This is a genomic window from Capnocytophaga leadbetteri (assembly GCF_003054025.1).
In the GTDB taxonomy this organism is placed as follows: domain Bacteria; phylum Bacteroidota; class Bacteroidia; order Flavobacteriales; family Flavobacteriaceae; genus Capnocytophaga; species Capnocytophaga leadbetteri.
The window spans coordinates 1-13282 of the sequence record NZ_QBKG01000003.1; the positions used below are offsets into that span (position 1 = coordinate 1).

Genomic DNA, 13282 nt, shown 5'->3' on the forward strand with positions numbered 1-13282 from the left:
TACTTAAGCCTTTTTTCTCTATTTCTTCTATGACAGCTCTCTTAAAGCAATCACTGTACCGAACTATCTCTGCTCGCCCTTTTGTCATATTTTTTTCCTATTTTAGTGTAAACCTATTTTAGGATATGACAGCTGAGAGGGCTGGGAGGGCGAGCCGCACCGGCGATTGTGGGACAGGGAGAGAATTTTGAATTGGGAGAACGGGTGCGACAAGTAGGACAGGTAGGACGGGGAGAGAATTTTGAATTGTGAATTGGACACGAGCTACAAGCTTGCGCCAGCGGGGCTAATTACATTATTTTTTGTAGTTTTGCTTTTTATTCGTAATTTTGCCGCATAATTATAAACCCTAAAAAATAACATTATGAAAGTCACTTATCTCGGGCACGCTTGCGTAAATATTGATATTGACGGCACTTTTTTCTTAGTAGACCCCTTTATCAGCCCTAATCCTCTGGCTAAACACATCGACATCAACTCTATTAAAGCTGATTATATACTTATCACTCACGCCCACGCTGACCATATAGCCGATGTAGAGGCTATTGCTAAACGCACTGGCGCTCAGCTGATTACTAACCCCGAAATACTCGCCCACTTTGAGGCACTAGGGCTTAGCGGACATAGTATGAACCTCGGAGGCTCTCACCGCTTTGTAGACGGCAAAGTGAAAATAAAGATGATTAAAGCCGAACACTCTTCTTCGTTCCCTAACGGTTCGTACGGTGGCAATCCGGCTGGCTTCCTCATCGATTATAACGATGAAACTATCTATATATCAGGCGATACCGCCCTTCACTACGATATGAAGATTATCCCCCACCAATACAAGGTCAATTTGGGTATTTTCCCTATCGGCAACAATTATACGATGGGTGTACGCGATGCCCTTACGGCTGCTCGTTTCGTACAAGTAGACAACGTATTAGGGGTGCATTACGACACTTTCCCTGTGATAAAAATTAATAAAGAATCGTCTAAACAAAAATTTAAAGATGACCATCGCCGCCTACACCTCATTGAAATAGGGGCAACCCTCGACCTTAAAGACCTTAATATCAGTACACTATAAAATCACTAATGAAAAAACTCCTTTTACTTGCCTACATTAGCTGCCACTTACTTGCTACCACCTATAGCCGTGCACAAGATTTCCAGCCTATAGTACCCCTAAATACTAAACCTCTATTGGCAGGGAACTTTGCCGAACTGCGCCCTAACCACTTCCACGGAGGCTTAGACCTCAAGACTGAAGGTAGAGAAGGACTACAGGTATTGGCAGCCCAAGACGGCTATGTATCGCGTATAATAGTAAGTCCGTATGGGTATGGCAAGATGCTGTACATCACCCACGCCGATGGCTATGTAACTACCTACGGACACCTACAGAAATACGCGCCTGCTATAGAGGCATATGTAAAGAAAAAACAATACGAAAAACAGACCTACGACATCGATATTACCCCTGCCGAAAACGAATTTGTAGTGAAAAAAGGCGAATGGGTAGGCGTAAGTGGCAATACCGGTGGTAGCCACGGGCCGCATCTGCACTTTGAGGTGCGCGATACGAGCAATAACGGCTGGAATCCGTTGCTTTTTGCTTTCCGAGAGATAGAAGACACTACTCCTCCTGAAATAACAGGGCTTTTTGCCTACGCTTTGGGCAATGATGCACAGGTAGCTCACACCCAGTTATCGCAGCAATTGCAAAAAAAACGATTGCCTGACGGCTCTTTCGTTACTGATACGCTTAGGGCTATCGGCACTATTGGCTTTGGTTTTCAAGCCTTTGACCGCCAAGATGGCACCTTGCACAAAAACGGTATCTACAAGGCTACCCTACTGCTCAATGGTGAGCCCCAGTTGCAATCCGCCTTCGACAAGGTGAATTTTGGCGATACTCGCTGTATCAATATTCTAACCGATTACGAGCGTTATTTGTCTGACAAAAGTTTTGTACAGCTGCTCTACAAGAAACCTGGTAACCGCTTAGAGATATACAAGATACTAAAGGAAAACAACGGCTATCTGACCATAGAAGAAGGGCAAACCTATACGGCTACGGTAGTGGTAGAAGATTTTAAGGGCAATGCTACTTCGGTACATATACCCATAAAAGGCGAGCGATTAGAGCTGAAGACCGAAAGACCTGAAAACAAGGGTAATAAGCAGCTAATAGCCAAGCGCGATAACTATTACGAACTCTCTAAAGGAAGTGTGTTTTTCCCCGAAAATACTTTCTACGAAGACCAGCTTATCAACATCAGCGAAGACAGCGATGGGCTGCTTATCGGCAATCGCCGCACGCCTGTAGATAAGTACTTTACCGTAACTATGAAAAACACTAATTTTGCAGAGGACGAAATCAGCAAGGTATTTATCTCGGCAGCAGGTGGTTTTGCTACTACTGTTTATAAAGATGGCGTATTTACCGCTCGTGCGCGCAATTTGGGCAGATATAGCCTGCGGAAAGACAGCACCCCTCCTACCCTTAAAGCATTGAATTTCAAAGATAAAGGAGTAGTAAAGGGCAACACCCTAAAAGTGACCGTAAGCGATAACCTCAGCGGTTTTGCCTCTTGTAGTGCTACCCTGAATGGGCAGTGGATACTCTTTGAGTACGAGCCTAAAAATCACACCCTTACCTTTAACTTTGACGATGTAGATACTACCGATACTACTAAATACGAATTGAACATTAATGCTTATGACAAGGTGGGCAACGTTGGTACGCTAAAAGCTACTTTCACTCGCCCCAACTCTTAAAAAACGGAAATTAAAAACCAATTTTATATGAAACAAGTCATTTTTACAGACAAAGCACCTGCTCCTATCGGGCCCTACACCCAAGCTATTTTGGCAGGTAACACCCTCTACGTATCAGGACAGATACCCGTAAACCCTGCAACAGGCGAAGTGGTAACAGGCATTGAAGCCGCTACTGAGCAAGTGATGGAAAACCTTAAAGCTATCCTCACAGAGGCAGGCACTACCTTTGAAAAAGTAGTAAAAACTACTATTTTCTTAGCCGATATGGGTCAGTTTGCACAAGTAAACGGTGTATATGCTCGTTATTTCGATGAAAAAACAGCGCCTGCCCGCGAAACCGTACAAGTAGCTAAACTACCTAAGGGGGTAGAGGTTGAAATTTCTTGTATAGCGGTGCTATAAAGCAATGAAAAATGGTTAATTATTAAAGGATTAATGATTAACCATTTTTCCTAATCAATTTAGGTATAAACTATAAGACACAACAAACTAAAGTTAATTATGAAAAATATACTCTTTTTAATCCTTTGCGGTGGAATGGTAGCTTGTGGGGCTCCTACTGAAACTCCTAAAAAAGAAGAAAAACAAGCTGTACCTGTTGAGCCTCCTGCCACCTCTTATACTACCTACGTAAACCCGCTGATGGGTACTGACTCTACATTCGAACTTTCTAACGGCAATACTTACCCTGCTATTGCGGTGCCTTGGGGTATGCACTTCTGGACGCCCCAAACAGGCAAGATGGGCGATGGTTGGGCTTATCAGTACCACGCTCAGAAGATAAGAGGCTTTAAGCAAACCCACCAGCCAAGTCCGTGGATAAACGATTATGGGGCTTTTGCCCTAATGCCTGTAGTAGGCAACTTGAAAATAAAAGAAGACGAGCGCGCCTCGTGGTTCTCGCACAAAACCGAAACAGCACAACCTCACTATTATAAAGTCTATTTAGCTGACTATGATACTACAGTAGAGATTACTCCTACTAACCGCGCGGCTCAGTTTCGCTTTACTTTCCCCGAAACTGACAAAGCCTATTTGTTATTAGATGCTTTTTTCAAAGGTTCGAAGGTACAAGTACTGCCCCAAGAACGCAAGATTATAGGCTATGCCCGCAATAGTAGCGGCGGTGTACCCGAAAACTTCCATAACTACTTCGTGATTACCTTTGATAAAGATTTTGAGAGCGTGCAAACGTGGGGCAATGGCTATAAACTGAGCAACAAACCCGAAAGTGAGGGCGAACACACTGGTGCTGTGATAGGCTTCCGCACCAAAAAAGGCGAACAGATAACTGCCAAAGTAGCTTCTTCTTTTATCTCGCCTGCACAAGCGTTATTGAACTTGCAAACGGAGCTCGGCAACGATACTTTCGAACAAACCCAACAGAAAGCACTTGCCCTTTGGGAGGCTGAACTCGGCAAGATACAAGTAGAAGACGAAAATATAGACCATTTGCGCACTTTCTACTCTTGTTTGTACCGCACGCTACTCTTCCCACGCACTTTCTACGAGTACGACAAAGAGGGAGAAATAGTGCATTACAGTCCGTATAACGGCAAGGTTGAAAAGGGCTATATGTTTACTGACAATGGTTTTTGGGATACTTTTCGCTCGGTATTCCCGCTGTTTAACCTATTGTATCCTGAAATGAACCAACAGATGATGAAAGGATTGGTGAACGCTTATAAAGAGTCTGGTTGGTTACCCGAATGGGCAAGCCCAGGGCATCGCGATTGTATGATAGGGTCTAACTCGGCTTCTATCATTGCTGATGCTTACCTGAAAGGAAATATAGAAGCTGCTGATGCCGAAATACTCTTAGAAGCGATGCTCAAAAACGCTACCCAAAGTGAGGGCAGACCTGTGAAGTCGGTAGGACGCGAGGGGGTAGATTACTACAATAGTTTAGGCTATGTGCCTTATGATGTGAAGATTAACGAGAACGTAGCCCGTACCCTTGAGTATGCCTATGCTGATTATTGCATTGCGCGTATGGCAGAAAAGATGGGTAAGGCAGATATAGCCAAACAGTATTACGAACAATCTAAGCGCTATAAAAATGTATTTGACCCCGAAACCAAATGGATGCGCGGCAAGAATAAGGACGGCAAGTTTCAATCGCCATTCAATCCGCTAAAATGGGGCGATGCGTTTACTGAAGGGAATAGTCTGCACTACACTTGGTCGGTATTTCAAGATTTTGAGGAACTCGTACAGCTGATGGGCGGCAAAGAGGCTTTCGAGAAAAAGATAGACGAAGTGTTTGAGATGCCCCCACTTTTTGACGATAGTTATTACGGATTTACCATACACGAAATACGCGAGATGCAGCTGGTAGGAATGGGCAATTACGCTCACGGCAACCAGCCTATACAGCATCTTATCTATCTCTACAATTACGCAGGCAAGCCCGAAAAAGCCCAAGCTAAACTACGCGAGGTAATGGACAGGCTTTACTCCCCTACCCCCGATGGTTATTGCGGCGATGAGGATAACGGGCAGACCTCTGCTTGGTATGTGTTCTCCGCTTTAGGCTTTTACCCCGTAACCCCTGCTAGCGATAGTTACTTATTGGGCACCCCTTTGTTTAAAACAGTAACTTTGCAATTGCCCGAAGGTAAAAAGTTTTTAATAAAGAATGTAAGTCGCAATCCTAACAGTCCTTTAGTAGAATACGTACAGCTAAACGGAAAGCCAATGGAAGGCTTCGAGATACCTTTTGCCGCATTTAGAGAGAATGGCACTTTGACGTTTTTTAAGTGACAAATTAATTATTTCGGCACACTAATTGTTATGTAGTAATTATAAAATAGATAATTACTATGAAACATTTTTTATCATCTGCTGCACTTTTACTTCCTTTTATCGCACTGTCGCAAAAAACAGCGCTACCCGAGGTGAAAGTAGTAAACCAACGTAATGCCAACCCTATGGAGCTACGAGAGCTCTCGGTAGACATTTTGGTAGTAGGGCAAACCGCCGTTACTACTATGGAAATGACCTTTTACAACCCTAACACCCGCGTAATGGAGGGCGAATTTCAGTTCCCTCTTGCCGATGGTCAGCAAGTATCGCGCTTTGCCCTCGACATCAATGGCAAGATGCGCGAAGGGGTTGTAGTCGATAAGGCTTTAGGGCGCAAAGCCTTTGAAGACATCGTACGGCGTGGCATAGACCCAGGTCTACTCGAAAAGACTGAGGGCAATAACTTCAAAGCCCGCGTATACCCTATGCCTGCACAAGGTTCTCGGCGCGTGCTTATCGCCTTCGAGCAGGAGCTACGTCAGAAAAACGGACAAGATTTCTACTTCTTGCCTATCGCCTCTGCACTCCAGCTACAGAAGTTTAAACTGCGTACCGAAGTAGTATCGCGCCTTGTGAAAGCTGATATTGAAAACAGTCTTGAGCTCGACTTCAAACAGACGCGCAATAGCTATATTAGCGAGCTGAGCAAAGACAATTACTCCCTTAACAAGAACATAGCTCTTACTTTCCCTAAGGTAGAAAAGCCCCAAGTGCTAACGGCTACCAAAGGTAGTAGCAGCTATCTGTACGGTACTATGGCGTTGGGCAATACCCCTCAACAGCCTAAAAACGCCCCTAAAAAATTAGGTATCCTGTGGGACGTGTCGCACTCAGCCGTCCAAGCCGACAAAGAAAAAGCATTTGCTTTCTTAAACGACTATTTCTCTCATATTCAGAACACCGAGGTAACCCTTAGCACCTTCAGCATACGCACTTCCGAAGCCGTTAATTTTGAGGTAAAAAATGGTAATTGGCAACCCCTAAAAGCCTATCTACAAACCTTAAAATACGATGGGGCTACCGATGGTAATGCGATGAGCTTCAGCCCTAAGTGCGATGAATATTTGCTCTTCACCGATGGTATTTTCAACTTTGGCGCTAAGGACTTTTCAGTAACCGAAGCGGTAAAACAGATTAAAACTCCTATAACTGTTATCAATAATAGCACAATAGCCAACACTGCCAAAATGCAGTATTTAGCAGGGGCAACTGGCGGTAACTTTATCGATTTGACCACTCTTAGCACTCCCGAAGCCGTAAAAGCAGCCTGTTATACCCCTTTTCAGCTCTTAGGCTATGAAGTGAAAAAAGGCAAAGTAAAAGACCTTTATCCAGAAAAAGGCACAGCCCTCAGCGGCGAGACTTTTACCTTTGCTGGCAAACTCCTCTCTGACGAAGCGACTATAGTAGTATCAGTGGGCTACCCTAATAAGGTAGTGGCACAACAAGAAATCAGTTTTAGCAAGGATAATGCAACTAGCCAAAGCGAATACGCTCTCTTGCGCCGTGTATGGGCTGAAAAGCAAATCGCTCACTTGCAACGCATTGGGGCTGACCAAAAGCAAATAGACGCTGTAGGGCGCGAGTATGGCATCGTAACCGAGGGCAACTCGCTAATAGTCTTAGAAACTGTAAGCGACTATCTGCGCTATCGTATCACTCCGCCTAAAGAGTTGCTACAAGAGTATCAAAAGTATCTACAACAAGAAGAGAAAGATAAAAAAGAGTCCGTTAAAGAATCCTTAGAAGAGGTCATTGGGCAATCAGCCGACCAGACTAAGTGGTGGCAAACTTCCTACCCTAAGAAAGTTAAAAATACTAAACCGGTTATAGAAGTCGAAGCTGAGGAAACTGAGGCTGTAAGCTTAGCTGAGGCTACCCCTGTGGCACACAAAGAAGAAAGAGTAACAGTTGTAGAAAACCTCTCTGATAAGGACGCCGACCAACTTGAAGAAGTAGTAGTGATGATGGACAATGCCCCACAAAGAAAGACCACTATGGTAGGTGCTATTTCTTCTAATGCAGCAATGAAGAGAAGCGAAAGCTACTCAGAAGACGCTCCTGAAGCCCCTACCGGTAGCATTGCCCTCAATGCCTACAACCCCGATACGCCTTACCTAAAAGTAATGGAGTACGCCGATGAAGCCAAAGCTGTAGAAACTTACTACAAACTCAAAGAAGAGTATGGTAGCACCCCTTCTTTCTATGCCGATGTAGCTGACTATTTCTTCAAAAAAGGCAATAAAGAACAAGCTATTTTAGTAATCTCTAACTTAGCCGAGTTAGGCTTAGACGACCCTCAACTGTTGCGTATGCTAGGTTACAAACTCAGCAGCTACAGAGCTAAAAAAGAAGCCGTACAAGTGTTCCGCAAGGTAGCCGAACTACGCGAAGAAGAACCGCAATCTTTCCGCGATTTAGGCTTAGCCTTAGCCGATGACGCTCAGTACAACGAGGCTGTCAAAACCCTTTATAAAGTAGTAACAGGTGTGTGGAGCAGTCGTTTTGGCGATGTACAACTCGTAACGATGAACGACATCAATAGCCTAATAGCGCGCCATAAAGGCATAAACACCAGCTATATCGATAAACGCTTGCTAAAGAAAGAACCAGTTGATGTACGCGTAGTGCTCAGTTGGGATACCGACAACTGCGATATGGACTTATGGGTAACCGACCCTAAAAACGAGAAGTGCTATTACAGCAATAAGCTTACTTATTTAGGCGGTAAAATCTCTGAAGATGTTACTCAAGGCTATGGTCCTGAAGAGTTTATGCTCAAGAAAGCCGTAAAAGGCAAGTACAAAGTACAAGTAGATTACTTTGGTACCAGTTCGCAAAAGCAACTAATGCCGGTTAGCTTGCGCATTATCTTCTACACCCACTACGGTACCCCTCAACAAAAACAACAAGAGACCACCGTACGGCTAAGCAACGCCAAAGAGGTCATAGAAGTAGGCACTTTCGAGTTTTAATAGTTTAAAAATATGATAAGCAAATAAAAAAAGCGGTTCAGCACGTGCTGAACCGCTTTTTTTATTTGTATTTTTTGTTGTTCGATTTAGGTATATTGTGCCATTATGATGCTCGTGTATGAGCTCCCCCTTTGAAGGGGGCTGGGGGGATGTTTATATATCGAACTAACATTATTTTAATTATTAGGATATACCATATGTCCAAAACGAAGCCCTACGAAGAAGTTAAGCTCGTGAGCACTTTTGGTTATAACATTGCTGATAACAGAACTTGAACCTACAGTAAGAGGCCCTAAACGCAATCCAAAACCTATGTTAGTCTTAGCTATTTCGTTGTATGAAATAGGCAAATAAGCTCCAAAAGCACTAGTATCAAAGCGTGGTGTAAAAGAGAATGTATTAGCGTAATAAGCGTTATACACATCTGTTTTGCTCTTAGAAGTAAGATTCACAAGCCCTGAAGCATTAACGTACAAACCTCCAAATATGCGGTAGTCAGCACTTAGGTTCAGCGTTGTAGGAAGTGATGATTTCACTGTCTTTTGTGCTATTTTTTTAAAGTTCCCTATACCATAAGCTTCTTGTAGTTTCTCTTCACTAATATCATCCATTTGTATAGTTACAGTACCTGTAGACGGCATTCTATAGCGATAAGATTCTGAATTAGTTTTATAGCTTACAGTACCTATATCCATAATCGAGAAGCCTATACGTAGGTCGTGAGGCTTGTTATGGCAGGTCTGACAAGCATCTACACGGTATTCGTAAGTAGCCCCAAGGTCAAAACCTATAGTAGAGGCTTCTTTACCCATTAGCGAATTAGCCGTGAAATTATTGAGAAAATCTGTTCCTCCGTTTATTATATCAAATGTCCCGTTAGTAGAATTAATAGCCAAGGTTGTTTTTCGGCTAACAGGGTCAGTAGTAAGGCTCGCAGTACCGTTGAAGTCGCGGAAGCCTGCATATAAATTACCCGCACCCATTATGTACTTAACGCTTGCCCCTGCTTTGATGGCATTACGCCCATCAAAATACAATTCTCCTGCCCAAGAAAATCCTACTTCAGAAAAACCGTGTACTACCACCTCTTGGTCGTTTAGGTTTAGACTGTAGTTATCACGCAATTCTAACTTATCATAGTCTGAAATGTATGATTGAATCATTTTTGCGTCAAAGTTGTTGATATTGCCTAAAGCACGTACACGCGTAAAAATCCCTACAGCGTGTTTATTATTCAGCTTTACAAATACTGAAGGACCTAATACATCTACATTAAAACGCGCATTGATGTCATTATTCTTCGCCAGCGGATTAGAAGCATCTAAGCGTGCAAACTCATTAATACTCTTGTTGATATCTGTATCGAGCTTGATAGCGTCATTGCTTATGCCCACATTTAGCATAAATAGGTTAGCGTCCCAAGAGCGCTTGCTGCTAATCATATAAGCAGGGTTAGTTGTAGCTTGTAGCACCCCTGTATACGGACTCTCCCTAAAGCCTGAAAACGATTGCTGAGCTTCCATTGCCATCGTGCTCAACACTAATGCTGATAAAAACACTTTTTTCATTGTATAGAACATTAAAATTTAGGGTACAAATGTACAAATAATTTGTCAATTAGCAAATTTGCCAATTTTGAAGAAAAAAATTCCTCCTCACTTTCCCCTTACTTCAGATATACTTACAGCGAACGATGAGCGAAGGATAAGCGAAGGAAAGTCGGCGAGCTGGCGCAGCCGAGTATGTGACGAACGAAAAATCACCCCTCTCTTCGCCTTCAAAAACTTTATGAAAAGATTAACAAATACGTATTTTTTTAGCACAAGTTTTTGCACTACCTTTGCTCCCCCAAATAATGAGAGCATAAATTATTAAAAAAAACTTTTCGTCGATAAAATTAGCCTTTTCGTCGAATTTATTTGCGCAAACCCCACCATCATTTTACCTTTGCATAATAATTCTCATCTATGTAAAGCAATCCCCTAAAACTAATAAGTAACAATAAAGTATTATGAATAAAATCTTTTTAACAGCAACGGCAGCTATTGCTATGGTAGCCTGCAATAACACACAACAACAAGCAGCGCAAAATAATGCGCAGATACCCTCATACCCTGCTATAGTAGTAGGCGAACAAAATACAACCTCTTTCCTTTCTTACCCTGTAAACATCGAAGGGGTCGTAAACAGCCCTGTGCAAGCCAAAGTGTCTGGCTACATCACCAAAGTATTGGTCGATGAGGGACAAGCCGTTACCCAAGGGCAAGCGCTTTTTCAGCTCGAAACACAAACTCTCAACCAATCGGCAGCTTCAGCCAAAGCACAGGTCGAGGTGGCACAGGTCGAAGTGAATAAACTCATTCCTTTGGTAGAGAAAAATATAGTGAGCAAAGTGCAGCTCGAAACGGCTAAAGCCAACCTACAGCGCGCCCAAGCTGCTTATAACGAGGTGGCGAGCAACATCGGCTTTGCAGTCGTAAAAGCCCCTGTTAACGGCATAGTAGGTGCTATCAACTACCGCGAAGGAGCGTTGGTAACCGCTAATAACACCGTTCTAACTACTGTATCCGACGTAAAAGAGGTATATGCCTACTTCTCTATGAACGAAAAAGAATACCTCGACTTCTTGAATAATACTGAGGGCAAAAACCTACCCGAAAAGCTCAAAAACCTACCCGAAGCCTCTTTAGTATTGGCTAACGGAAAAGAATATACCCAAAAGGGTAAAATACAAGCAGTAACAGGGCAGATAGACCCTACTACCGGCAGCATACAGTTCCGCGCTACTTTCCCTAATCCAGAGGGAGTTCTTACCAATGGCAACAGCGGTACTATCCGAGTACCTCAACACTTCAGCAATTCGTTGGTAATACCCGAAGTAGCTACCTTCGAGCAACAAGGCAAAGTATTCGCTTACAAAATAATAGAAAAGGACTCAGTGGTACAAACCGTTATCACTCTTAAGAACCGCGCCGATAATTATGCAGTAGTAGAAAGCGGACTCTCTAAAGGTGATATCATCCTCGTACAAGGGCTTAATGCTGTGCGCAGAGGTATGCACGTAAAACCTGAGCCTATCGTACAAATGGATAGCATTGTAAAAAGAATACAGCCTATTTTTAGTCATTAATCGTTAGTCATACACGAATATCATAATTTAACCCAAATGCATTAGGCTATCCGAAAGGTTTTTCGTGTATGTTGACCGTCACATCTCCCCCTTTGAAGGAAGTCTGCGAGCTGGCGCAGCAGAGTATGTGCATAGGGGGGATGTTAAATAATAGCCCTCTGACTTGTATTCTCACATTATTTTACACCCAAATGAAAAGAATCATATACAAATCTATAGTAGCAGCGAGTATCGCCCTGAGCCTTACCGCTTGTGTAGCACCCAAAAAGCAAGAATATATGCCCGAGGGGGTTAGCGAAAAGCTTTTCCGCACCGACAATATCCCTACCGATAGCCTCAGCAGTGCTACAGTATCGTGGCGCGATATTTTCACCGACCCGCTGCTGCAGCAACACATCAGCAAGGCACTGACTAACAACCTCGATGTGCGTATGGCAGTGCAAAGCGTGCAGTCAGCGCAAGCCTATCTAAAGCAGAGCAAAACCACCTATATCCCTACCCTTTCAGTAGGAGCTGATTATACCCGCAGCACTAACTCTATCAACGCTGCCGGAGGCATAGGCGACCGCACCTATGGCAACCTGTGGGACATTACCGCCAGTGCCAGTTGGGAAGCCGACATTTGGGGCAAAATCTCTGCCCAAAAACGCGCACAAACAGCCTCTTACTTAGCTACAGTCGAGGCTCAAAAAGCCGTACAATCAGAGGTGGTGGCTACGTTGGCAACTGCCTACTACCAATTGCTAATGCTCGACGAACAGAAAAAGGTACTCGAGCAGACTATCGACTTCCGCCAAAAAAGTTTAGAAACCACTAAACTTCTAAAAGAGGCAGGGTCTACTACCGAAGTAGCTACCAAACAGATAGAAGCCCTCGTATACAACGCCCAAGCCCAGCTTATCAGCATCAATAACAGTATATGGGCGTTAGAAAATACTATTTGCGTGCTTATGGGCGAAGAGTTGCACAGCATAGAGCGCAGCAACCTATCAGCCCAACAATTTCCTACCGAGTTCAAACAAGGTTACCCAGTGAAGTTGTTAGAAAACCGCCCCGATGTACTCCGTGCAGTACTCAATTTGCGCAATGCTTTCGAACTTACTAACGCAGCCCGTGCTAACTTCTTCCCTACCCTTACCCTTTCAGCACGAGGGGGCTTGAGTAGCACCGAGTTAGATACTTGGTTTTCAGCTAAATCTATGTTTGCTAACTTCGTAGCAGGGCTGGCACAGCCTATACTCAATAAGCGACAAATACGCACCCAGTATGAGGTACAACGCACTGCCCAAGAAACGGCCTTGCTCAACCTCAAAAAGTCTATCCTTTCAGCAGGCAAAGAGGTAACCGACGCAATGCGCAACTTTACCACTCAAACCGAGCTAATCGAACTAAAAACCAAAGAGATGAAAGCCTACCAAGAGGCTACTGACTTCTCTAAACAGCTGTTCGATAGCGGTATGGTGAACTACTTAGAGGTAATCACTGCCGAAGTAAGCCGCCTCAATGCCGAACTAAGTGTTGCCGAAGCCCAATTTACCCGTATGCAATACGGCATCACCCTCTACAAAGCTCTTGGAGGTGGCTGGAAATAATAAGCAAATTG

Annotated in this window: 8 protein-coding genes; 7 read left to right on the plus strand and 1 reads right to left on the minus strand. The window is 43.7% G+C overall.

Going from position 1 to position 13282, the window contains the following annotated elements; genetic code table 11:
- Window positions 1-364 precede the first annotated feature (364 nt).
- The 5 genes from C8P65_RS04020 to C8P65_RS04040 all read left to right on the plus strand — a co-directional run bounded on the left by C8P65_RS04020 (window position 365) and on the right by C8P65_RS04040 (window position 8549).
- Complete coding sequence (locus C8P65_RS04020; RefSeq protein WP_107781542.1) at window positions 365-1072, plus strand: metal-dependent hydrolase; 708 nt, start codon at window positions 365-367, stop codon at window positions 1070-1072.
- A gap of 8 nt (window positions 1073-1080) precedes the next feature.
- Window positions 1081-2766, plus strand: coding sequence for a M23 family metallopeptidase (locus C8P65_RS04025; protein ID WP_107781544.1), 1686 nt, complete (start codon window positions 1081-1083; stop codon window positions 2764-2766).
- A 27-nt stretch (window positions 2767-2793) separates the two neighbouring features.
- On the plus strand, window positions 2794-3171 hold the full coding sequence (locus C8P65_RS04030) for a RidA family protein (protein WP_107781546.1): 378 nt from the start codon (window positions 2794-2796) through the stop codon (window positions 3169-3171).
- Between the two features lie 99 nt (window positions 3172-3270).
- Window positions 3271-5532: a GH92 family glycosyl hydrolase gene (locus C8P65_RS04035; RefSeq protein ID WP_107781548.1), complete on the plus strand. Its 2262-nt coding sequence runs from the start codon at window positions 3271-3273 to the stop codon at window positions 5530-5532.
- Between the two features lie 59 nt (window positions 5533-5591).
- Window positions 5592-8549: a VIT domain-containing protein gene (locus C8P65_RS04040; protein ID WP_245887317.1), complete on the plus strand. Its 2958-nt coding sequence runs from the start codon at window positions 5592-5594 to the stop codon at window positions 8547-8549.
- A gap of 176 nt (window positions 8550-8725) precedes the next feature.
- Here C8P65_RS04040 and C8P65_RS04045 read toward each other — a convergent pair whose 3' ends face one another.
- Window positions 8726-10117: a DUF5723 family protein gene (locus C8P65_RS04045; protein WP_107781552.1), complete on the minus strand. Its 1392-nt coding sequence runs from the start codon at window positions 10115-10117 to the stop codon at window positions 8726-8728.
- A gap of 443 nt (window positions 10118-10560) precedes the next feature.
- Between C8P65_RS04045 and C8P65_RS04055 the strand changes: the two genes are divergently transcribed.
- Both C8P65_RS04055 and C8P65_RS04060 read left to right on the plus strand, forming a co-directional pair.
- Complete coding sequence (locus C8P65_RS04055; protein WP_107781556.1) at window positions 10561-11679, plus strand: efflux RND transporter periplasmic adaptor subunit; 1119 nt, start codon at window positions 10561-10563, stop codon at window positions 11677-11679.
- A gap of 191 nt (window positions 11680-11870) precedes the next feature.
- Window positions 11871-13271 carry an efflux transporter outer membrane subunit gene (locus C8P65_RS04060; protein WP_107781558.1) on the plus strand — a complete coding sequence of 467 codons (1401 nt, stop codon included), beginning with the start codon at window positions 11871-11873 and terminating at the stop codon, window positions 13269-13271.
- The last annotated feature ends 11 nt before the right edge of the window (window positions 13272-13282 follow it).

Bases quoted from the DNA above. Each gene is read 5' to 3' on its own strand.
- C8P65_RS04060 (WP_107781558.1), top strand. From the start codon at position 11,871: ATGAAAAGAATCATATACAAATCTATAGTAGCAGCGAGTATCGCCCTG.
- C8P65_RS04020 (WP_107781542.1), top strand. From the start codon at position 365: ATGAAAGTCACTTATCTCGGGCACGCTTGCGTAAATATTGATATTGAC.
- C8P65_RS04055 (WP_107781556.1), top strand. From the start codon at position 10,561: ATGAATAAAATCTTTTTAACAGCAACGGCAGCTATTGCTATGGTAGCC.
- C8P65_RS04035 (WP_107781548.1), top strand. From the start codon at position 3,271: ATGAAAAATATACTCTTTTTAATCCTTTGCGGTGGAATGGTAGCTTGT.
- C8P65_RS04025 (WP_107781544.1), top strand. From the start codon at position 1,081: ATGAAAAAACTCCTTTTACTTGCCTACATTAGCTGCCACTTACTTGCT.
- C8P65_RS04045 (WP_107781552.1), bottom strand. From the start codon at position 10,117: ATGAAAAAAGTGTTTTTATCAGCATTAGTGTTGAGCACGATGGCAATG.
- C8P65_RS04030 (WP_107781546.1), top strand. From the start codon at position 2,794: ATGAAACAAGTCATTTTTACAGACAAAGCACCTGCTCCTATCGGGCCC.
- C8P65_RS04040 (WP_245887317.1), top strand. From the start codon at position 5,592: ATGAAACATTTTTTATCATCTGCTGCACTTTTACTTCCTTTTATCGCA.